Source organism: Spirosoma endbachense, from assembly GCF_010233585.1.
Taxonomy (GTDB): Bacteria; Bacteroidota; Bacteroidia; order Cytophagales; family Spirosomataceae; genus Spirosoma; species Spirosoma endbachense.
The window spans coordinates 8,298,885-8,321,118 of record NZ_CP045997.1; the positions used below are offsets into that span (position 1 = coordinate 8,298,885).

The following is a 22,234-nucleotide window of genomic DNA, read 5'->3' on the forward strand; positions in this document are numbered from 1 at the left end:
CATTTTGCCTTGAAAGGGCGGTTATACCTCAAAGCCCTGCAAGCGGCTTTTGCGGAACTGGCCGTCCTCAAAAATCAACTCAGCCAACATCCACAAATGGAGTTGGCGTAACATCAGTTATTTACTCATGATTGAAAGACCCATTACAGACTGGTTGCCTCTGACAATGAAAGAAGTCGAGAAAAGAGGCTGGGACGAAGTTGACATCATACTGGTGTCGGGCGATGCCTACGTAGACCACCCAGCTTTTGGAACCGCTGTGATTGGCCGAATCATGGAAAGCGAAGGGTTTCGCGTGGCAATTATCGCGCAACCCAACTGGAAAGACGATCTACGCGATTTTAAGAAATTTGGCAAGCCAAAATACTTTTTTGGCGTCACGGCGGGTTGCATGGATTCGATGGTCAACCACTATACGGCCAACAAACGCCTGCGCTCCAATGACTCCTATACGCCCGGCGGTGAAGCGGGTTTCCGTCCCGACTACGCCACGATTGTTTATACCAAAATTCTGAAAGAACTCTATCCGGATGTGCCCGTGTTACTCGGTGGCATTGAGGCTTCGTTGCGCCGGGTAACGCATTATGACTATTGGCAGGACAGATTGATGCCTTCCATTCTGGTTGATGCGGGTGCCGACATGCTGGTATATGGCATGGGCGAGCAACCCCTCCGCGAAATCCTGAAACTAGCGCAGAAAGGTGTACCGTTTTCGTCGATGCGAAACATCAATCAGGTAGCGTTTATGCACGATGCCAGCACCGAACTGCGCGATTATAATAATTGGAATTCGGTCGAGCTGGCCAGCCATGAGGACTGTCTGAAGGATAAAATTAAATATGCGGCCAACTTCAAGATTGTTGAGGTTGAATCGAATAAGTGGCAGGCCAACCGGATTATCCAAAAAGTAGACGATCAGCTATTGGTCATAAACCCACCGTTCAAGACGATGGACGAGGCCGAGATCGACAAGTCGTTCGATTTGCCATACACCCGAATGCCTCATCCGAAATACAAAAAGCGGGGACCGATTCCAGCCTACGACATGATTAAATTCTCGGTCAATATGCACCGGGGCTGTTTTGGCGGTTGCAGTTTCTGCACGATTTCGGCCCATCAGGGCAAGTTTGTTGCCTCCCGGAGTGAAAAGTCGGTGCTGAAAGAAGTCGATGAAATCACAAAACACCCTGAATTCAAGGGATATATCTCGGATTTGGGTGGACCATCGGCCAATATGTACAAAATGAAAGGCAAAGACGAGTCGATCTGCGCCCGTTGCCAAAGCCCAAGTTGTATTCACCCGGTCATTTGCTCGAACCTCGATACGTCGCACAAACCAATGACAGAATTGTACCGCAAGGTCGACGCCAATCCAAACATCAAAAAGGCGTTTGTTGGCTCGGGGGTGCGCTATGATCTGCTCGTCGACGATTTCAACAAAAACAACCAGGACGGTAATCACGACGAATACATGGAGCAACTGGTTACGCGCCACGTATCGGGCCGGTTGAAGGTCGCTCCCGAACATACATCCGACGATACGCTGCGGGTTATGCGAAAGCCGTCGTTCAAATATTTCAAGTTGTTTAAGCAGAAGTACGACAAGATTCAGGAGAAGCATAACCTTAAGCAGCCGCTCATTCCATACTTCATTTCGTCGCACCCTGGCTGCGAGGAGCAGGACATGGCCAATCTGGCCGCAGAAACGAAAGATCTGGGTTTTGAACTCGAGCAGGTGCAGGACTTTACGCCTACGCCCATGACAGTGGCCGAAGTCATCTACTATTCCGGTGTTCATCCCTATACGCTAAAGCCGGTCAAAACAGCCAAAACGCGGGAAGAAAAGCAGGCACAGAACAACTTTTTCTTCTGGTATAAACCTGAATACAAAAACTGGATTCGAAATCGCCTGAACAAACTCAATCGTCCCGATTTAGTCGAGCGGCTGTTGGGTAGTCCAAAGAATGAAAATACGGGTAAGCCTGCGTTTCCGGGCAAGTATTCAGGCAAGAAAAAACGATAACAGCGTTTTTCTTCGATAGGATTTTATTGCCACGAATCATTGAAAAGGCGTCTGCCGTTGCGGTTTCAAACTACAACGACAGACGCCTTTTCGACTCAGGAACCTTTGCCGACTCGAACGGGTCGGTAAAACCACTATAACGAAATCGGGACTGCTACGGCTGTCGTATCCCAACCCAAATACATAATGGCGTTTTTATCATCTTTCTTAGCAAACTGAATCGAGAAGTTTTCGAGTGCATTGTCGACTTTCTGTACGGGCACATTAACGCGGGCTACGTCCAACGCTTCGTTGTAGCTATAGGCACCCCACTGATCAAGGTCGGAACTGAGAATGATCGTCCACTCTTTTTCATTTGGAATGGTGAGCAAGGCGTAGTTACCAGCGGGAATTTTCTTCCCTCCGATTGTAACATCCTGATAAAACTTAATTTCGGGCGCTTCATTAGCGCCTGCCCGCCAGACTTTACCGTAAGGGACTAATTTGCCGAAAATTTCGCGATTATTTTTGGCAGGCCGTGTGTAGGTAACGCGAACCATCGCCTTATCAGTGCCAATTTTGGCGGGTGCAAATTTGCGATCATGGGCGTAGTCATCGGGATAATAGGCCATATCCATCGGCGATTTGTCGAGCCCTCTGAAGGTTTGGGCCGTTGCCGCAACAAGCGTAAAACACAGTAATCCGAAAAGTAAAACTATTTTTTTCATGTATTTACAAAAAGGGGGAACAGTGAACTCTATCAAATTAAACGCTTTATTTTCAACACCTTCGCTCCAGACTATACTACCGCGCCACGGTTTGTGATGATACACAATGCAACCGTGGCATGGAAATACAGTTCGGAGCGAAAGTTCAATTTATCAATTTCTTGCCTATTCTACCGTTACTGACTTCGCCAGATTACGTGGCTGGTCGACGTTGCGACCACGCATGACCGCAATGTCGTAAGCAAGCAGTTGCAAAGGAACCACCGATACCAGGGGCATCAGCATCTCGTGCACCTTTGGTATTTCGATGGTGAAGTCGACCATACCCGGCAAATGCGTATCGCCCTCGGTCGTAATCGCAATCACGCGGCCTTTACGAGCCTTTACCTCCTGAATATTTGAAACTACTTTTTCGTAGGAACTATCTTTGGTAGCAATGACTACCACGGGCATATCCTCGTCGATGAGCGCGATGGGACCGTGTTTCATCTCCGCTGCCGGATACCCTTCGGCATGGATGTAGCTGATTTCTTTCAATTTCAGTGCACCTTCCAGCGCAACCGGAAAGTTCAGGCCACGGCCGAGGTAAATGAAATTTCGGGCGTAGGTGAAAATGTAAGCAATCTCTTTGATCTTGTCGGCAGCCTGCAATACCCGCTCAACCTTAGCCGGAATACTTTCCAATTCGGCCAATAACTGCCTGAACAGCGAGTCGGAGATCGTGCCTTTACGTTTAGCAGCAGCCAGCGCCATTAGTGTCAGCACCGTTACCTGCGCCGTAAACGCCTTTGTGCTGGCAACGCCAATTTCTGGTCCTGCGTGGGTATAAGCACCGGCGTCTGTTGCCCGCGCAATCGATGAACCAACAACATTACAGACCCCAAAAATCGTAGCTCCTTTCGATTTAGCCAGTTCGATTGCGGCCAGCGTATCGGCCGTTTCACCCGACTGCGAGATGGCAATTACGATATCGCCTTCTTTAATGATCGGATTCCGATACCGAAACTCCGACGCATATTCGACTTCAACCGGAATCCGGGCCAGTTCTTCAAAAATATACTCAGCTACCAAACCGGCGTGCCACGACGTACCGCAACCGATGATCACGATCCGCTTCGACTTGGCCAGTTTATCCAGATAATCACGCAGTCCCCCGAGTTGCAGCATTCCTTCGTCGGCCTGAACCCGGCCCCGCATGGAGTCGGCAATGGAGCGCGGCTGTTCGAAGATTTCCTTGAGCATGAAATGGTCAAATCCGCCCTTTTCGATGGCTTCCAGTTCCAGCTCCACCTTATGGACGTAAGGCGTTGTCGTCGCATTATCGAGCGTTACAACGGTCAATTCACCGTTTTTGACAACTGCGATTTCGTAATCATTCAGGTAAATGACGTCTTTGGTATATTCTACGATCGGCGTTGCATCCGACGCCAGAAAATACTCGCCCTCTCCTACCCCGATCACCAGCGGAGATCCTTTACGGGCCGCAATGAGTTGGGTAGGATCAGCTTCGTTCATGATGACGATGGCATAAGCGCCAACAACTTCCTGTAAAGCCAGCCGTACGGCATCTTCCAGTGTGCCGCCATTATTTTCCCAGATATCTTCAATAAACTGCCCTAAGACTTCGGTATCGGTTTCGCTGGTGAACGTATGCCCTTTTTTAAGCAAGGCTTGCTTGATAGCCGCATAGTTTTCGATAATACCGTTATGAATAATCGCCAGTTTTCGATGAAAGGAGTAATGCGGGTGCGCGTTTATATCGTTTGGTTCGCCGTGAGTAGCCCAACGCGTGTGGCCCATCCCAATCGTCGAGTGAAGTTCTTTACCGGCTAGCTCCTGCTCCAGGGCCACCACTTTCCCTTTTTTCTTGTATACCCGCAGGCCATCCCCATTCATCAGGGCAACGCCCGCACTGTCGTAGCCTCGGTATTCGAGTCGCTTCAGCCCTTTGATCACTAATGGACACGCTTCACGGTGCCCAACGTATGCCACAATGCCGCACATAGTTCGGTTCTGTTTACGATTTTGGTATTATCCCTTTTTAGGACTTCTATTTGATAGGTTGCCACGGCTACTAGTTCTGCCCAATAGACCGATGGTACTACGCCAAATGAAAGACTTATTTCTGTCGGTGAGCAATGACTTAGGGCAAAGTAACGCCAAAAGCCGGAATGTCCGGCTTTTGGGTTCATGAGTTTTATCAACTTATCGAGTCATTCAACACGTTTTTGCGCATTAAATGAAGCGATTTTAGATTTAGCCTGCCAGTTGTGTATACAGATTGAAATACCGTTCGGTTACATCTTCTTCTTCCGTTGCATCGAGTTTGTGTCCAGGCAAATCATTCAGAATGGCATTCAGGCTCTCGCTTGTTTCTTCTTCAGCCCGAACAACGGCGTCAGCATAAGCACAACCAATCCGAATAAACCCTTGGAAATCGGCGGTTTTCAGTTCAGCCAACATTGAATCATCGATATCCATCATGCGGGCTTTTTCGATAATGTCGCCCTCAAAACGGTGATCGAACGAGTTATTATAGACCGTAAAAACCGACTTTGTGTCCTTAAACATCGGATCGTTTTTATAGGTCGTTTTCAGGTAAAGTGGAATCAGGGCGGTCATCCAGTCGTTACAGTGAACGATATCAGGCGCCCAACCGAGTTTCTTCACCGTCTCCAGAACCCCTTTGCAGAAGAAGATGGCCCGCTCGTCGTTATCGTCATAGAATCGGTTTTCTTTATCGTGGAAGACATACTTACGCTGAAAATAGTCTTCGTTATCAATAAAATAAACCTGTAATTTGGCCGTCGGAATTGACGCAACTTTAATAATCAACGGTTTTTCTTCATCACCAACGGCGATGTTGATCCCCGATAGCCGCACAACTTCGTGCAATCGATTTTTGCGTTCATTAATAAGCCCGAAGCGTGGCACTAAAATTCGGATCTCCATTCCTCGCTCCTGCATAGCCTGTGGCAATTTGCGGACGAAATCGGCAACGTCGGACGTTTTCAGGAAAGGATTGATTTCACTGGCCACGTAAAGGATGCGTAATTTGCTCATAAAAACGGGCGGGGTGTGTTGTTAAGACTCTCAAAAAACTTGCAAAATTATACAATTTTTTCCCGTATTTCAATACATTTTATCCAAAAAAGATACCAATCCCGTATCATTGCAGCCGAAAAAACTTGCCGACTGTTATGAATCGCTTCGATACCATTGTCGACCTTCGCCGACATCTTTCTACGCTCCGCTCATCGCACAAAATCGGTCTTGTGCCCACGATGGGTGCCTTACATGAAGGTCACATCAGGCTTGTTGAAAATGCCAAACATGACAATGATCTGGTTGTCAGCACCATCTTCGTCAATCCGGTTCAGTTTACAAATGCCGACGACCTGGCCCGCTACCCGCGTACGCTGGAAACAGACGCTCAAAAACTTGAAGCTGCTGGCTGCGACTTCGTTTTCACGCCTTCGGTCGACGAAATTTATCCGGAGTCGCCCACAATGCGCTTAAATTTCGGTGATCTGGAAACGCTGATGGAGGGCGCATTCCGGCCCGGCCATTTCAACGGCGTTGGCATTGTGGTGGGGAAGTTGTTTAATATTATTCAACCCGACCGGGCTTATTTTGGCCAGAAAGATCTTCAACAGGTAGCTGTTGTCCGTCGCCTGATCCACGATCTGAGCTTTCCCGTTGAATTGGTTCGATGCCCAACCATTCGCGAAGCCGACGGCCTGGCTATGTCTTCCAGAAACCAAAACCTTACTTCGGACGAGCGCGTACAGGCTCCGGCCATATTTCAGGCGCTTACACTCGCCCACGACTTACTGATAGAAGGCCAGAGCCCAGCCCAGGCGAAAGCTGCTGTAACGGGCTTTTTCAGTGGTATTCCTAATTTTCGACTGGAATACGTTGAGGTTGTCAATGCGGATACCATGCAACCCGTTGGCGAAGTATTAGCACCAGGACAGACAGCGATCTGTCTGGCGGCTCACCTGGGAAGAGTTCGGTTAATCGACAATATGGTGTTTTAAGTGTGTAGATTTAGAAACCGACTGATTCGGGATAAATTGTCTTAGCTACTTTACTCCAATCTTTAGCTTATTAATACAAAGAAGAGCCACCCAGATGAGTGGCCCTTCTTTGTAATTATTCGTCTTCTGGTAAGCTTACTCCTTAACTAGTTTCACCACTTGCTTTTGCGTTGGGCTTGTCACCTGTAAGAAATAAACTCCTGTTGACCGGCCTAACGATAGTGTAGTACGCTCAATCGCAGAAGCCCGCTCAATGGTCGTCACATTTACACTACGTCCCCGGCTGTCAAGCGTTTGCAGGTGTAGCTTCTGCCCAGTTGCTCCACGAATCTCAACCTCTACCGATTCGTTTGCCACTGGGTTGCCCAATATCTGCACCGATAAGGTTTCACCGGGCTCATTAACGCCAATTCGAGTGCCTGAGTTACAGGCGGCCAGCCAGTTGTAACTAAACGTCGACACCACACCTAACTGCTCGGCCTTCAGGGTGATCGTCGAGTTATCTGTATACAACCGCAACGTGTAAGGGCCAGGATTCGTGGTGGGAATCCGTTCGTTGACTACTGAAAAAGTAATCGGATCGCCTGTTACTCCGCTATAGACCGGTGTAAACGTCACATTCTTCTCACTAGCCGAGATCGTCTCACAGTTGATCGTGTTGACACCCGTAATGGCGAAACCGGGTGTGCCCCCCCCTGCTGGATTCACCGTCAACTGGAAGCTGGTGCTGGCCGACAGACTACCGGGATCAGTAGCCGTCACGGTAACGGTGAAGGGCGAACCCACACTCGTCGAAGGCGTTCCCGAAATGGTAGCCGGAGCCGTAAAGCTCAACCCGGCGGGCAGATCGCTTACGCCTAATGTCAGGTTGGCTGGTGTCTCGGCATCGGTGAAGGTATTGCCCGGAATCACGAACGTAAAGCCTGTACCTACCGTCGCTGACTGAGGAGCGATGGCATTGACTACCGTTGGTGCGGTGTTGGCAGGTGGCGTAGTGCCACAAGCTGCCAGCCAGTTGTAGCTGAAGCTGGCCTGAGTGCCATCCTGAACTGCCTTCAGAGTGATCGTCGGATTATCGGTGTACAACCGCAGCGTGTACGGACCCGCAGTGGTGGTTTCAGCCAGTTCGTTGACCACCGAGAAGGTAATCGGCGAACCGCTGGCACCACTGTAGACTGGATTGAAGGTCACATTCCGCTCACCCGCCGAGAGGGTAGCACAGTTGATGGAGGTCACCGATGCGATGGTAAAGCTGCCGGGTGTGCCCCCCCCTGCTGGATTCACCGTCAACTGGAAGCTGGTGCTGGCCGACAGACTACCGGGATCAGTAGCCGTTACGGTAACGGTGAAGGGCGAACCCACACTCGTCGAAGGCGTTCCCGAAATGGTAGCCGGAGCCGTAAAGCTCAACCCGGCGGGCAGACCGCTTGCAGCCAGCGTTAGGCTACCTGGCGTTTCGGCATCGGTGAAGGTATTGCCCGGAATCACGAACGTAAAGCCTGTACCTACTGTCGCTGACTGAGGAGCGATGGCATTGGCTACCGTTGGTGCGGTGTTGGCAGGTGGCGTAGTGCCACAAGCTGCCAGCCAGTTGTAGCTGAAGCTGGCCTGAGTGCCATCCTGAACTGCCTTCAGGGTGATCGTCGGATTATCGGTGTACAACCGCAGCGTGTACGGACCCGCAGTGGTGGTTTCAGCCAGTTCGTTGACCACCGAGAAGGTAATCGGCGAACCGCTGGCACCACTGTAGACCGGATTGAAGGTCACATTCCGCTCACCCGCCGAGAGGGTAGCACAGTTGATGGAGGTCACCGATGCGATGGTAAAGCTGCCGGGTGTGCCCCCCCCTACCGGATTCACCATCAACTGGAAGCTGGTGCTGGCCGACAGACTACCGGGATCAGTAGCCGTCACGGTAACGGTGAAGGGCGAACCCACACTCGTCGAAGGCGTTCCCGAAATGGTAGCCGGAGCCGTAAAGCTCAACCCGGCGGGCAGATCGCTTACAGCCAGCGTTAGGCTACCTGGCGTTTCGGCATCGGTGAAGGTATTGCCCGGAATCACCAGACTAAAACCCGTACCTACTGTCGCCGATTGGGGGGCGATGGCATTGGCTACGGTTGGAGCCGTGTTTGGAGCAAACAACTTGGTCAGATCGAAACGAGCCCCGATCGGATTATGATCGGAGGTTGTATTTCCGTAGTTTGGAATACTGAACGGCTGAATAACATACGACGAATTATCAATATAGCCAGCACTAAGATCGTTCGAAACAATCATGTGATCGATAAAGCTAGCTGATGAATTAAAGGTCGAGCAATTCTGCTGTTCGAGTGGCTTCGTTATAACGTTATAATTCGTTCCATCTGTTACGAAATTGTTGAACGACGAAACTGGTGAGCTTGTATAGATCGATGTCGTTGACTTGTCGTTGTAATCGCCCAAAATTACGACGTTCGCATTCGGGTATTGATTATCAAGCAGGGTCTTCAAATCGGTAAAATCCTGCTGCCGACGGTTGAAATCATCGGCTGCATCTCCTGATTTAGCGTGAAGAGCAACAACGTGTACACGACGTGTTGTACCGTTGATCGTTACATCACCCACAAACATAAACGGCAATCGGCCCGATGACCAGCCGTTACCGCTTGGGTAGTCATAACGTGCTGACGAGCCAACGAGCAATGCTTTTGTTTCAGCCAGTACTGGTGTTACGGTTGCCGTGTTATAAATTACACAGACTTTCTGGGCATATTTAGTTGGCCCGAAAACCGTAGGTGGATTTCCGGTCGGCGTTTGTGTACATTCATCCTGAAAATAATACGAAAACTTATCCGAACATACGTAGCTGTAGCTGCCAGGTATTGCGGCTACGGTCGCCTTAAACCGATCGATGTCGCTTATCTCTTCCGTTGCAATGATATCGGCATTCAGTTTATTAAGGACTGTTACCGCGTTCGATTGCTGAAGATCCTCGTTGGTTGGCCCCATATCATTATAATTCAGGTTACCGTTGGGGCAAATGATTGTACCACCATCTGCACCAAAGAACTCCATATTCCAGGCGGCAATATCCAGCGTCTGATCACGGGACAGAGTAGTAGACTCCGTTCCTCCACACTGTGCATCCTGCGCAGCCGTACTACCCGGAATATCAGGCAAAATACGTGGTTGAAACTGAAGTCCATTTGTACCGGGTGTTGTTGCCCCGGATACGAAACGATCGGAAATACCCGTCACGCTGACGGGGTTACTGGGACGACCTGCTCCGGCCAATGGCGAATTGGCGCTAATCCGTATGACACCCGACTGTCCGCCCGCCGTTATCGTATAGCTTGCACCACCGGCAAACGTTGGGCCAGAACCGCTAATGGTGGCGTTGGCAATGGAGACGAGTTGGCCTTGATAATTGGCCAGTTGATCGGGTGTAATGGCAATAGGCGTCGGCACAACCGTTCCGGCTCCTGAAACAATGGTAAAATTGGTAGCGGCAGGAGACGTTATTTCGGTAAAGCCATTAAACACACTGATCGGGCCACGCGCCTGTACAAGATCACCAATCTGCACGATTGTGGTCAGATCTGTTCCCGTAGGACTGCTGTAAACGACGATACCACCTGTTTCGTCCTGAATGTAAATCTGGCGGGCACCGAGTTGATTTGTAACCGTTACCCGGCCCTGAATCGTATAGGTTTGACCGATGTTAGCCCGTACGATCGAGATGGGCGTGAATGGGCTGTTGGAGTTGACGGTTCCACTCACCGATACATTAGCGGTAAGGCTGCCCGATACATTCGTAACCGTACCTGTTACCAGGCCAGCCGAAGCAGCAGTTAACCGGGCATAGACCACGGGTGATGCCGTAGCGGCAGGAATTATCACCGATGCGCCAAACCCACTTCCCGATGTTGTGCTCACTTCAACCCCCGACGGAGCCGTAGCCGTAATATCGTTTGTGAGGTTAGCCGTTGTCAGCGTATAAGACTGTTCAGCCGATGGCGTACCCTGCGTAGTCGAAAATCCTGTTAATGTAGTCGGAGCCGCCGTTAATATTGGCGCACTGGGCGCATTGACCTGACCGCTAACCGTTACAGAAGCCGTTAGTGTTCCGGCATACGTATTGGTGATTGTACCACTGAAGGCACCCGTTGCAGCAGTGCTACTTAACCGGGCATAAACTACCTGTGATACACTCCCCGATGAAGGCGAAATGGATAAGGTAGGGCCAAACAAAGAATTATCTGTACTTAATTCAATACCTGTGGTGGCAGAAACAGACACTGGAGACGATTCCAATGTACTTCCTGTGAGTGTATACGTTTGAGATGATGAAGCGATGCCTTGTGTGGCAGCAAAACCTGTTAATGATGTTGGTGTAGTCGATAAGGTGGCTACAGGAGTTGAGCTGCTCGTCACATCAGCCCAGGCTGTACCTACCCGAATGTAATCGACTGCCACCGAATACGCATTACTACCCTGGCGAAGCGCTATGTTTGCAATGGCACTTGCATCGGCACCGGTTGCTGCCGAATAGGTAGCACTCGGTGTTTCGGGCTCCGTACTACTTAATGCTGGACTTATAAACAGCGATGCAACATCGTTGGTTGTAGAGGCAACAAATGTGTATTTTACAACGATAAAATAAGTTGTATTATAACTTAATACTGATGAAGCGTAAACGGAAACGTTTGTGCCACTACTGCGGACAATTCCAAGCTGATAACCAGCCCCACTCTGCTTAACAACTACTCGACCCGTAAACTCAGATCCAGTACTTCCGGGCATAAAATGAAAAAAGTAGTCTTCTGTGGCTGAAGCGCTGCTTACATTAATGAGCATAGACGCATAAACACTGCCACTGTTCGCGCTGGAGCCAATCGCTTTATTGTCATCTTCCCGAGAGCCACCTCCACCCGCCACCAGAGCCGAGCCGCCCGCAGTTGACAGACCCGTAAATGTTAAATTGGTTGATACAGCACTTATTGAAGTTGCCGTACCACTATGAGCCACCCACCCCTGGGCCGTTAGCGAATAAGGTGTTGTTGCAGCACTAAAATCTTCCGTCAATAGCTGAGCCCTGGCCCCTTGGGCAAAGAGCAAAACCATAAGCCACAGCCATAGCTGGCTTACTTTACGTAAACATCGAAACATCATATTAATTGGATTAGTAAAACTGAGGTAAATTTACTCTAAACCCGGCTCTCGAGTTTTATCTGATCATTAAATAATGGGTTCACACGATCAATTTTTAACCCCTTCTTTATAGCGACCGAATCAGTCAGTTAACCAAATAAATATAAACATAAACTTATAGTAAATTTACCACAAGTAAACACAATACATATGATTGTAGACTACCTTAATTAACAATCCGAAAAGCCATTTTTGCTTTCTCGCGCGATAGTGCATTAAAATGCCACCACTCGAATTCAATCGAACTAAATCCACCCTGTCGCATAGCCGTACGCAGGATCAGACGATTAGCAATTTGTTTCTGAGTTAATTTGCCTGCTTTTAGCAATTCGTTCTCTCGGGATGGATAGGCCAGTTCACCGAAAAAATCGTATTTCGTACCCATGTCGAGCGGTTTGCCCTCTGCGGTAGCAACGGTCAAGTCTACCGCACAGCCGTAGTTATGAATGGAGCCCTTTCGTGGATCGGCCACGTATTTCTGTCGCTCATTTTCGGGCATAGAAGGCAGCGCATTCCAGAGGTTCCACTGAGCCGTACGGGGCCGGGCAGCATCATAAACCAGTAGCCGTAAATCAGGATGGTGTTCTTGCAGGTACTTACTGGCGCTGGCGAGTTTTTTAGCGGCCATGGGTTGCATATACGCCCGCGTGAGGTCTCCATACACGTCTTTACCGACAAAGTTGTCGGTCGTTGAGTATTTAAGCTCTACCAAAATGGACGGGTCCACTTTTTGCACATCAACCAGACCCTGTTTTACCATTGCCTCTTCAACGTGTTGCGCAATGAGCGAAAGAGCGAATGTATGAACGAGTGAAAAAGTAACTGCAAAAACAGGAATGTGTATCTTCATCGACTTACGTTGCTTCAAAATTGGTTTATGCCAAACGATCCAGTAAACTTACAGCATTTCTAACCAAGCTATAAAGAATGAATAAATGAAGGCAATTCGCTCTTTCATTCTTTCGCTCATTAACAACGCATGGCTCTTAACTACATCTGGGTTGCTTTCTTTGTCATTGCTTTTCTGGTTGCCCTGGCCAAACTGATTTTCCTGGGCGATACCGAGATTTTTAAAATCATTGTGGAAGGACTCTTCGACTCGTCGAAAGTGGCCGTTATGGATATTGCACTGCCCCTGGCGGGGGTTATGACGTTCTTCCTTGGTCTGCTCAACATCGGCGAAAAGGCAGGAGCTATTAATTTTATGGCCCGTATCATCGGTCCTTTTTTCCATAAACTGTTCCCGGAAGTCCCCAAAGATCACCCGGCCAACGGCCAGATGATCATGAACTTCTCGGCGAATATGATTGGTCTGGACAATGCCGCTACGCCTTTCGGCCTCAAAGCAATGGCTAGTTTGCAGGAGTTGAACCCAAGCAAAGACACAGCCTCCAATGCCCAGATTATGTTTCTGGTTTTGCACACGTCAGGGCTACAGATCATTCCACTCAGCGTCATGGCGCAACGGGCAATTCTGGGCGCTACCGATCCATCGGATGTGTTTATTCCGTGCGTCATTGGCACCTACGTCACAACGGTTGTTGCGTTGGTAGCCGTTGCCATTAAGCAGCGGATAAATCTCATCAATGCGACTGTACTAGGCTGGCTGGGTGGCGTTACAGCGTTGATTGGTGGCGCCTTGTGGCTGCTGGCAGGCCGACCCAAAGAAGAAATCGAAACGTTTTCCAAGGTGTTTGGCAACGTCGTTCTGATGGCCCTCATTGTATCGTTTCTCCTCGGTGCCATCCGAAAAAAGGTACCGATTTTTGAGACATTCATCGAAGGGGCGAAAGCTGGATTTGAAACAACGGTAAAGATCATTCCATACCTGGTGGGAATGCTGGTGGCCATTGGTGCCTTCCGAAACGCTGGAGCTATGGACTACCTGGTTGGTGGTCTGAAATACCTGTTTGCGTTAACTGGCATGAATACCGACTTTACCGATGCGCTTCCTGTAGCGCTGATGAAACCCCTGAGTGGTGCCGGAGCCCGAGCTTTGATGATCGACGCCATGAAACAATTTGGGCCGGATTCTTTCGTCGGTCGACTGGTTTGCATCTTTCAGGGATCGGCCGATACTACGTTTTACATCGTAGCCCTGTATTTTGGCTCGGTCGGCATCCGCAACTCCCGCCATGCAATACCCTACGGATTATTTGCCGATTTAGTTGGCGTCATCGCAGGTATTGCTCTCGGATATTTCTTTTTTCACTGAGCAAAAACAGCTGTGACGGTGTTATACCTTTAACAAAAACAGCTCAATAGATTAATCTACATGAACATTCCGCAAGTCCGCGAACATCTTCATCGACTGATCGACGAAGTAGACGACATTTATGTACTCAATGGCCTGTATCGCACGCTGCTCTCCGACAAACGACAACGTGAAGATTACGAGAAAGAACAGGCTCGGGCCGACGAAAAAAAACAGACTCGGGGACGCCCCCATTAAAGCTTCCCGGAAAGGCCGCCAACCGTTAGCGCAATGATGATCGTATTGAACAGAAACGACAGCACTCCATGCGCTAAAGCCACCCGGCGTATCCGCTTCGAACTGATGGCTACGTCAGAAACCTGACTTGTCATACCGATGATGAACGCGAAGTAGGCAAAATCCAGATAATCCGGTTCGGGGTCATTGGGAAATTCCAGCCCGCCGGGCCGTTTCTTCTGGTTTGGGTCATTGCCATAAAACAGGTGGGCATATCGGATCGTAAACAGCGTATGAACGAGCGTCCAGGCACTTGCTACGGCCAGAATTGACAGCGTAATGCTCTCCGACCGGTTATCATCGCTTATGGAATCCAGTAAGGCAATAACGGCAAATAAGCTGGCCACGGCGGCCATAAGCACAAAAATCAGGATCATTATCCGGCTCGAATCTTCAAGGCGGAAAAGCTGAGGCAATTCGCGGGGGTGCGCGTTAAAAATAGTCAGCCACATCAGGAACAGCATCGTTAGGGCAAAAACTATCCAGATAATGGTTGCACAGGCTGCGCCACTGACTACATCTGTCATCCAAAAATAGGCGATCAGAGCCGCTATCGAAGCAATGATCAGCCGATGGCTGAGATCAAAACGAGTGATTTTAAGTAACAGACTGGATAGCATATCCTCGATTGATTGAAGCGAAAAATCTCCCTGGCTATAAGACAGGGAAACGAAAGTTTTATGTATAATTTTTGCCGAAAGCCACTGCCCTGGCGAACTGTGGTACGGCTTTCGGCAAAAGTCCCACTATTTTGTAAACATATCATTCCGATACCTCAATAAGAAATTCCGCAGGGTTCCGATTCATCGTACTTTCGCGTCATGGTTCAGCATACTCTTCGGCTTTACAGGAATGCGTATCAGGGTCTGACACCATCCGTATGGTTGTTGGCAGGTGTCATGCTTATCAACCGTTGTGGCACAATGGTTCTGCCTTTCCTGACGCTTTATCTTACTCAGTATCTGCATTATTCGGTCTCAGAAGCGGGTATTATCATGGCTGTTTATGGACTTGGAGCCTTTGTCGGTACGTTTATCGGCGGTCGCTTAACCGACCGGTTCGGATTTTACTACGTCCAGTTGTTCAGCCTGCTATTTGGCGGAGCTTTCCTGCTGCTACTTCAGTTTGTTACTGGCTTCTATATGCTCTGCGGTTGCGTTTTCACCTTTACACTTCTTAGCGATTCATTCAGGCCAGCCAATCAGGCTGCTATAGCTCACTATTCTGATCCGGATACCCGAACGCGTGCCTTCTCGCTCAACCGGCTAGCCGTTAATCTCGGTTGGGCCGTTGGTGGCGCAGTAGGTGGCTGGCTGGCTGGAATTGACTACAGCCTGCTTTTCTGGGCCGATGGCCTGACCTGCCTGGTGGCAGGCTTCGTCCTCTGGCTGTACTTACCAGTCCCAGAAACACGTTTAGCTACAAAAGATAACCATATCATTATCAGCAATGTATCAACCAAGGCAGTCTCTTCGGCATCACCTTATCGTGATACATTATTCATTGCATTCGTGCTATGTGCAGCCTTATATCTGACCGTATTCATGCAGTTGTTCTCCATTGTACCGTTGTTTTTCAAGCGAGTGCTCCTTATGACGGAAAGTACAATCGGGCTGATGATGGCGCTAAACGGCGTGTTTATTGTCGTGATTGAGATGGCCCTGGTCTATGAACTTGAGCAACGGAAACTATCGAAAATTAACCTGATCATCACAGGCGTTATCCTGACGGCGGTCTCCTATCTATCCCTGGCCGTAACTGGCTGGGCAGGGCTATCAGGAATAGCTATCGCGCTGGTTTTTATCCTATTTGCAACAATCAGCGAAATGCTGGTGATGCCCTTTATTCAATCATTCACCGTACAACGATCCAACCCAGCAACACGGGGGCAATACCTGGCGTTGTATTCAATGGGGGGTGCACTGGCCCAGACCACAGCTCCGGCCTTCGGCTCGCAGATGGTCGCTCATTTCGGTTTTTCTGTACATTGGCTAACTATTACGCTACTAAGTTTAGTAGGAGCCTGCGGATTCTGGTTACTTCGACAACGTTTAGAAACAAGCGAGCCATAGAACAGCCTGTTGAGAAGAAGGACTGACCGCTTACTGATTCGCTTGTATTTTCCGATCGATTTTATAACAAAGACCTATAAACATCGGTCTTCTACACATCTCTGCACGCGAGTTGGAAAGATTTTCTCAACTCGCGTTTCTGCTATTTCCTAAACTTCGAGCCAGTTATGCCTAACTATCTATTAATCATAATTTTATCTGGCCTTCTGCTGGCGAAGTCATATGCCCAGCAACTGATTTCCACGACCTCGCCAAACCAATCCATTAGCCTGGTTATACGAAACACATCGGAAGGCACTATTTCCTATCAGCTCTCCTATAAAGGCAAAGCCGTCATTGAACCCGCTAGCCTGGGTTTCGTTCTGAGTAAACCACAAGTAGCTCTATCTCGATTTACCCTCATTGCCGCCGACTCCTCCACTGTCGATGAAAACTGGCAGCCCGTTTGGGGGGAAATCAGCCAAATCCGTAACCAGCACAAAGAGTTAGTGCTCACATTGCAGGACAAATCCGCATCCAACATACGGTTGCGCGTACGATTTCGGGTGTTTAATGATGGATTGGGATTTCGCTATGAGTTTCCTCAACAGCCTGCACTTACTCATTTTATCGTAGCCGATGAACTGACCCAGTTTGTTCTGGCGGCTGATCATCAAACGTTCTGGATGCCGGGAGATTATGACTCGAATGAATACCTCTACAACACGACCAAACTCAGCGACATCGACGCCGTTGCTGCGGCCGACCGGGAAAAAGATACAGCCTTAAAATCGGTCATTGGGCCCGACGCGGTTCAAACACCGATACTTTTCAAGACAGACAACGGCCTGTATATCAGCATCTACGAAGCCGCACTAGTAAACTACCCGGTCATGCACCTGAGAGTAGACAAACAAAAACGTACGCTCACGGCTCAACTGGTGCCGGATGCGGTGGGTAATAAAGCCTATCTTCAAACGCCCGCCCAAACACCCTGGCGAACCGTTATTGTCAGTGATCAGGCAACTGATTTACTGGCGTCAAAACTGATTTTGAATCTCAACGAGCCCTCAAAAATTGGCGATGCATCGTGGATCAAACCTCAGAAATTTATAGGTATGTGGTGGGAAATGCACATCGGTAAAGCGACCTGGGAAAAAGCCGGAGGTAAGCATGGAGCCAACACGCGAAACGTCATGAAATACATTGACTTTGCCGCCAAATATGGCTTTGATGGCGTACTGGTCGAAGGTTGGAACGTTGGCTGGGAAGATTGGTTTGGCAACTGGAAAGAAGACGTTTTTGATTTTGTTACCCCCTACCCGGATTACAATCTGGATTCGCTCACCAGCTATGCCCGTCAGAGGGGAGTTCGAATTATCATGCATCATGAAACGTCGGGCTCGGTTACAAACTACGAACGCCGAATGGATGCAGCCTATCAGTTTATGGTGAAAAAGGGGATCAACACCGTTAAAACGGGCTATGTCGGTCGTATTATTCCGAGGGGTGAACATCATGATGGACAATGGATGATCAATCACTACCAGCGGGTCGCCGAAAAGACGGCTGAGTATAAACTCATGCTGGACTCCCATGAATCAGCCCACCCAACTGGCCTGCATCGTACCTACCCCAACTGGATGGCCAGCGAAGCGGCTCGGGGTAGTGAATTCAACAACGCCCCAACGCTTGGAATTCCGCCTGAACACACCACGATTCTACCATTCACCCGCCTGCTGGGCGGCCCTATGGACTTTACGCCCGGTTTGTTTCGCTTTCGTTTGAATCAATTTGATAGTACACGGACGCAACGTGTTCGTACAACACTGGCTAAACAACTGGCCTTATATGTTACGCTGTACAGTCCGCTTCAGATGGTGGCTGACCTGCCCGAGAACTACGAAAAGCACCTGGATGCTTTTCAGTTTATTCGCGATGTGCCGGTGGACTGGGACGATACCAAAGTAATAGCCGCCGAGCCGGGCGATTATGTGCTAATTGCCCGTAAAGCCAAAGGTAGTTCTAGCTGGTTTGCCGGAGCCATCACCGACGAAAACAGCCGTGACTTATCGCTCAGTTTGAGCTTTTTAGATTCTGGCAACACCTATGAGGCAACGATTTATCGCGATGCGGCCAATACGGACTGGCAAACGAATCCGGAAACGTACCTCATTGAAAAGAAAACGGTGACCGCTAAAACAACCCTGCCGCTTCACCTGGCCAAAGGAGGTGGTTGCGCTATTCAATTCGTTAAACGCTAACTTAATCTCTAAAAATAGATAAATCTCGTACTCAAGTACGCTCACCTACAGAACTATATATGACGAAGCTGTTTATACTTTTCAAAAAGAGGGAAATTGAGCGTTTTTATGTCATCCCGACGATAGAATGAATCCGGGCGTTACCAGGTCGCGATTGAGGCTCACTTTAGCCGTCATTCGCCTGTATTCTGGCATTTAATTATGGCTTTAATCCTAGCTGAACGAAACAGTTTTTGGCCCAATCCAGAACAGTCTTTGAGAGTTCATACGCTCCAACCAACTTTCTTTACGAACTTTGCCCATATTTTAATGAGCGAAGGAATAATTGAGCGAATGAGTAGATACTGTTCGCGTCGACTATTCATCAATTCGCTCATTCACTCTTTCGCTCGTTAAGAAATTGAAACTCTGGCAAAAAGAAGGCGTCACAACAGCCGAACAAATTGAACGCTTCACGGTCGGGCGAGACCGCGAAATGGATTTATACCTCGCACCTTTCGATGTACTGGGTAACCTTGCCCATGCGCAGATGCTGGAGACAATTGGCCTGCTCACCGACCATGAATTGAGCTTGTTAAACGATGAATTAAAAGCCATTTATCAGGACATTGAGGAAGGCAGTTTCGTTATTGAAGAGGGCGTTGAAGATGTTCATTCACAGGTTGAATTACTGCTAACACGCGCTCTGGGCAACGTCGGCAAGAAAATTCACTCGGGCCGGTCGCGCAATGATCAGGTACTGGTTGACCTGAAGCTCTTTACCCGTGACCGGCTCTGGCGCGTTGCGGAGGCTACCCAGCGTGTATTTGCTCGGCTCATCGACCGTTCAGAACAGCATAAAAATGACCTGTTGCCGGGCTATACACACCTGCAAATCGCCATGCCATCGTCGTTTGGCCTTTGGTTTGGTGCCTATGCCGAAGCACTGGCCGACGATATGCTGACGCTACAGACAGCCTACCGTCTTGCCAACCGAAATCCACTTGGTTCGGGAGCTGGCTACGGTTCGTCATTTCCGCTCAACCGCACGCTCACGACCGAGTTGCTGGGTTTTGAGGGAATGCACGTCAACGTTGTTTATGCACAGATGAGCCGGGGAAAAACAGAACAAACGGCCCTGACCGCACTGGCAGCAATTGCGGCTACGATCTCGCGCATGGCAATGGATATTTGTCTCTATAACAGCCAGAATTTCGGTTTTCTGACTTTGCCGGATGCACTCACAACCGGCAGCAGCATAATGCCGCATAAGAAAAACCCCGATGTAGCCGAGCTGCTGCGGGCTAAAACGAACCGGCTGAAAGCCCTGCCGATGGAGGTGACGCTGGTGATGAGCAACCTGCCTTCCGGCTACCACCGCGATATGCAATTGCTGAAAGAAATTCTGATGCCAGCCTTCGACGAACTCCTGGATTGCCTGGACATTACTGAGTTCATGCTGGAGCATATTCAGGTGAAAACAAATCTGCTCGACGACTCAAAGTATGATCTGTTATTCAGCGTAGAGCGGGTAAATGAACTCGTTTTACAGGGCGTACCTTTTCGTGAAGCGTACCAGACGGTCGGCAAAGAGATTGCCGAACATACGTATAATCCTCCACGCACCCTGCACCATACGCACGAGGGCAGTATTGGCAATTTAGGGACCGAACTCATTGTCGATCACATGGCTAAAGCAGTTGCTGGTTTTGGCGCTGATCGGGCCCAGAACGCCATTGAAACCCTGTTGGGGAGAAGCCGTTAATTCTGTAACTTTCTAAAAATTAATACGACTATGGTATCTTCTGACAAAGAAACCGTCCAAACGGAAGCCATTCCCGATGCGCTCATTTACGAGACGCTCAATGGTCGCCCGCTATACTACAAAGACTATCGCGATGTAGTAGCAGGGATTCTCAAACCCGAGGATATTATGGGCAGTGGTGATTTACAGGCGATTCTGGTATCGCTAATTAATACGCATATCACCATTAATCGAGACAGGAAGCGGTTTATTACGGCAACTAATGAATCGGGTTTACATGTAGCCGTTGGTGATAATTTATCCGCTGACATTGCCATTTTTGAAAAAGCGAAATTAGGCCCATTAAAAGGTAAGTATTTTGATGTAGCGCCCAAGGTCGTTGTGGAAGTAGACATAAAAATTGATCTGAACGAGATCGGGAGCGATGTGGCTTATATTTCCGAGAAAACCCAGGAGCTGTTCACATTTGGCGTTGAGCGCGTGTTATGGGTGCTTTCAAAAATTCAGAAAATTATTATTCTTCTCCCCAATCAGGACTGGATCATTACGGATTGGGCCAATGATGTAATCGTTATGGAGGGCTGTGTGATAAATATCAAAAACCTATTGGACGAAGAAGACATTTCCTATTAACCAGCAACGCCCGACCAGTGTGGTCGGGCGTTGGATACTAGTGCGTAGATGCGTTCTATTCGACTCGATAAGCAATCAGTTTGTTTTTGAAAAAAGTCGGTACGATCAATAATTTCTTCTTCGCAACATACTCAATATCAGCCGCATTAACTTTATCAGCACGCGTATCCAACAGCTGTTGCTTTGTGCCATCTGCACTGATATGAAACAATTGACCATTCCAGTCTGAGACGAAATAATTTCCCTTTCCTGCTGGTACAATTCCATCCGTATTGGCCATGCCATCGGCTACGGTTGTCATCGATTTGGTATTCAGATCCAGCGTTCGCAAGGCACCAATTTTAGTGCTGCCAACCATCAGTTTATCCTTACCAACAGCGAGTACACCATTGGGTTTATTCAGTTGTTCACCTTCCATCAGCACGTCCCACTTGTCGTCTTTCAGGCGATACAACTTATCGGCACGGCTGTCTGATACGTAAACAATCCCATCTTTATCGACCGTTACATCATTCAGAAAAGCACCCTTGCCAATCGCATCCCACGTTTTTTCGGCCTGCCCCGTTTCTGTATTAATGGCCACTAACCGATAAACATCCGTCACATAAAGTCTTTTTTTGAACAATCCCATTCCCTTTGGCGCATTGAGGCCCGACGTCCAGCGCAGATTTTCCACTTTACCATCGAGTGACACTTTAGAAATAAAACCGCTGCCATCGAGCGAATCCGATTTCCCGTCAATGTTGGCCACATATAAAGTGTTATGCCCATCATAAAGGACGGATTCGGGGGTTCGAAGCGTTGTGTCGGTTTCCCAGACTTTTACCAGTTTGATGGGCTTTGGCGCAGTAGAAGATCTTAAAGCAACCAGGCCAGCCCCAACGAGCAACGACATCGAAAAAAGTAGCGCTTTTTTCATAATTCAGCTTGACAATCAAGGGTTTTAAATTAATTGAAAAAAATTTAGTTGTATGATGGCGGGGTAAGATTTGGTTTACTACTTAAAATAAACGGAAACAATATAATTATTCTAATCACTTGTCAATCACCTCCTCGCAAAGGCAAAACAATATAAAATAGAGGGTGTT

15 protein-coding genes and 1 pseudogene are annotated in these 22,234 nt (G+C 48.7%); 9 read left to right on the plus strand and 7 right to left on the minus strand.

Annotated elements, in window-relative coordinates; all coding sequences use genetic code 11:
- A pseudogene (locus GJR95_RS42990) lies at positions 1 to 111 on the plus strand (IS701 family transposase); the annotation flags it as partial.
- A gap of 16 nt (positions 112 to 127) precedes the next feature.
- Positions 128 to 2,023: a YgiQ family radical SAM protein gene (locus tag GJR95_RS33715; protein WP_162390039.1), complete on the plus strand. Its 1,896-nt coding sequence runs from the start codon at positions 128 to 130 to the stop codon at positions 2,021 to 2,023.
- Between the two features lie 134 nt (positions 2,024 to 2,157).
- Here GJR95_RS33715 and GJR95_RS33720 read toward each other — a convergent pair whose 3' ends face one another.
- The 3 genes from GJR95_RS33720 to GJR95_RS33730 all read right to left on the minus strand — a co-directional run bounded on the left by GJR95_RS33720 (position 2,158) and on the right by GJR95_RS33730 (position 5,793).
- Positions 2,158 to 2,730 (minus strand): DUF2911 domain-containing protein, encoded by a 573-nt coding sequence (locus GJR95_RS33720; RefSeq protein ID WP_162390040.1) that lies wholly within the window; start codon positions 2,728 to 2,730, stop codon positions 2,158 to 2,160.
- A 165-nt stretch (positions 2,731 to 2,895) separates the two neighbouring features.
- The gene (gene glmS / locus GJR95_RS33725) at positions 2,896 to 4,734 is read right to left on the minus strand and encodes a glutamine--fructose-6-phosphate transaminase (isomerizing) (RefSeq protein ID WP_162390041.1); all 1,839 of its coding nucleotides are present in this window, start codon (positions 4,732 to 4,734) and stop codon (positions 2,896 to 2,898) included.
- Positions 4,735 to 4,986: 252 nt separating this feature from the next.
- Complete coding sequence (locus GJR95_RS33730; RefSeq protein ID WP_162390042.1) at positions 4,987 to 5,793, minus strand: glycogen/starch synthase; 807 nt, start codon at positions 5,791 to 5,793, stop codon at positions 4,987 to 4,989.
- Positions 5,794 to 5,930: 137 nt separating this feature from the next.
- Between GJR95_RS33730 and panC the strand changes: the two genes are divergently transcribed.
- Positions 5,931 to 6,770, plus strand: a complete 840-nt coding sequence (gene panC, locus GJR95_RS33735; protein WP_162390043.1) for a pantoate--beta-alanine ligase — start codon at positions 5,931 to 5,933, stop codon at positions 6,768 to 6,770.
- Between the two features lie 135 nt (positions 6,771 to 6,905).
- Here panC and GJR95_RS33740 read toward each other — a convergent pair whose 3' ends face one another.
- The gene (locus tag GJR95_RS33740; protein ID WP_162390044.1) at positions 6,906 to 11,924 is read right to left on the minus strand and encodes a putative Ig domain-containing protein; all 5,019 of its coding nucleotides are present in this window, start codon (positions 11,922 to 11,924) and stop codon (positions 6,906 to 6,908) included.
- Between the two features lie 205 nt (positions 11,925 to 12,129).
- Positions 12,130 to 12,813, minus strand: a complete 684-nt coding sequence (locus tag GJR95_RS33745) for a M15 family metallopeptidase (protein WP_162390045.1) — start codon at positions 12,811 to 12,813, stop codon at positions 12,130 to 12,132.
- Positions 12,814 to 12,942: 129 nt separating this feature from the next.
- Here GJR95_RS33745 and GJR95_RS33750 point away from each other — a divergent pair, with 129 nt between their 5' ends.
- Entirely contained in the window at positions 12,943 to 14,178 is a 1,236-nt protein-coding gene (locus tag GJR95_RS33750; protein ID WP_162390046.1) for a nucleoside recognition domain-containing protein, read from the plus strand.
- Between the two features lie 60 nt (positions 14,179 to 14,238).
- Entirely contained in the window at positions 14,239 to 14,415 is a 177-nt protein-coding gene (locus GJR95_RS41735; protein ID WP_174260247.1) for a hypothetical protein, read from the plus strand.
- Here GJR95_RS41735 and GJR95_RS33755 read toward each other — a convergent pair.
- The gene (locus GJR95_RS33755) at positions 14,412 to 15,074 is read right to left on the minus strand and encodes a DUF1345 domain-containing protein (RefSeq protein ID WP_162390047.1); all 663 of its coding nucleotides are present in this window, start codon (positions 15,072 to 15,074) and stop codon (positions 14,412 to 14,414) included. The genes GJR95_RS41735 and GJR95_RS33755 overlap by 4 nt on opposite strands.
- 201 nt (positions 15,075 to 15,275) lie before the next feature.
- On the opposite strand from GJR95_RS33755, the gene GJR95_RS33760 reads away from it, so the two are divergent.
- The 4 genes from GJR95_RS33760 to GJR95_RS33775 all read left to right on the plus strand — a co-directional run bounded on the left by GJR95_RS33760 (position 15,276) and on the right by GJR95_RS33775 (position 21,146).
- Complete coding sequence (locus GJR95_RS33760) at positions 15,276 to 16,526, plus strand: MFS transporter (RefSeq protein WP_162390048.1); 1,251 nt, start codon at positions 15,276 to 15,278, stop codon at positions 16,524 to 16,526.
- Positions 16,527 to 16,693: 167 nt separating this feature from the next.
- The gene (locus GJR95_RS33765; protein ID WP_162390049.1) at positions 16,694 to 18,769 is read left to right on the plus strand and encodes a glycoside hydrolase family 97 protein; all 2,076 of its coding nucleotides are present in this window, start codon (positions 16,694 to 16,696) and stop codon (positions 18,767 to 18,769) included.
- A gap of 400 nt (positions 18,770 to 19,169) precedes the next feature.
- On the plus strand, positions 19,170 to 20,513 hold the full coding sequence (gene argH, locus GJR95_RS33770; RefSeq protein WP_162390050.1) for an argininosuccinate lyase: 1,344 nt from the start codon (positions 19,170 to 19,172) through the stop codon (positions 20,511 to 20,513).
- Positions 20,514 to 20,543: 30 nt separating this feature from the next.
- Positions 20,544 to 21,146, plus strand: a complete 603-nt coding sequence (locus GJR95_RS33775; protein WP_162390051.1) for a Uma2 family endonuclease — start codon at positions 20,544 to 20,546, stop codon at positions 21,144 to 21,146.
- Positions 21,147 to 21,201: 55 nt separating this feature from the next.
- On the opposite strand, the gene GJR95_RS33780 is transcribed toward GJR95_RS33775, so the two are convergent.
- Positions 21,202 to 22,041, minus strand: coding sequence for an SMP-30/gluconolactonase/LRE family protein (locus GJR95_RS33780; protein ID WP_162391971.1), 840 nt, complete (start codon positions 22,039 to 22,041; stop codon positions 21,202 to 21,204).
- Between the last annotated feature and the right edge of the window lie 193 nt (positions 22,042 to 22,234).

What these genes read in the sequence shown, in the direction of transcription:
- GJR95_RS33745 (WP_162390045.1), bottom strand. Translation starts at nt 12,813, where the DNA reads ATGAAGATACACATTCCTGTTTTTGCAGTTACTTTTTCACTCGTTCAT.
- panC (WP_162390043.1), top strand. Translation starts at nt 5,931, where the DNA reads ATGAATCGCTTCGATACCATTGTCGACCTTCGCCGACATCTTTCTACG.
- GJR95_RS33730 (WP_162390042.1), bottom strand. Translation starts at nt 5,793, where the DNA reads ATGAGCAAATTACGCATCCTTTACGTGGCCAGTGAAATCAATCCTTTC.
- GJR95_RS33755 (WP_162390047.1), bottom strand. Translation starts at nt 15,074, where the DNA reads ATGCTATCCAGTCTGTTACTTAAAATCACTCGTTTTGATCTCAGCCAT.
- GJR95_RS33720 (WP_162390040.1), bottom strand. Translation starts at nt 2,730, where the DNA reads ATGAAAAAAATAGTTTTACTTTTCGGATTACTGTGTTTTACGCTTGTT.
- GJR95_RS33740 (WP_162390044.1), bottom strand. Translation starts at nt 11,924, where the DNA reads ATGATGTTTCGATGTTTACGTAAAGTAAGCCAGCTATGGCTGTGGCTT.
- GJR95_RS41735 (WP_174260247.1), top strand. Translation starts at nt 14,239, where the DNA reads ATGAACATTCCGCAAGTCCGCGAACATCTTCATCGACTGATCGACGAA.
- GJR95_RS33780 (WP_162391971.1), bottom strand. Translation starts at nt 22,041, where the DNA reads ATGTCGTTGCTCGTTGGGGCTGGCCTGGTTGCTTTAAGATCTTCTACT.
- GJR95_RS33715 (WP_162390039.1), top strand. Translation starts at nt 128, where the DNA reads ATGATTGAAAGACCCATTACAGACTGGTTGCCTCTGACAATGAAAGAA.
- GJR95_RS33775 (WP_162390051.1), top strand. Translation starts at nt 20,544, where the DNA reads ATGGTATCTTCTGACAAAGAAACCGTCCAAACGGAAGCCATTCCCGAT.
- GJR95_RS33765 (WP_162390049.1), top strand. Translation starts at nt 16,694, where the DNA reads ATGCCTAACTATCTATTAATCATAATTTTATCTGGCCTTCTGCTGGCG.
- glmS (WP_162390041.1), bottom strand. Translation starts at nt 4,734, where the DNA reads ATGTGCGGCATTGTGGCATACGTTGGGCACCGTGAAGCGTGTCCATTA.
- GJR95_RS33750 (WP_162390046.1), top strand. Translation starts at nt 12,943, where the DNA reads ATGGCTCTTAACTACATCTGGGTTGCTTTCTTTGTCATTGCTTTTCTG.
- GJR95_RS33760 (WP_162390048.1), top strand. Translation starts at nt 15,276, where the DNA reads ATGGTTCAGCATACTCTTCGGCTTTACAGGAATGCGTATCAGGGTCTG.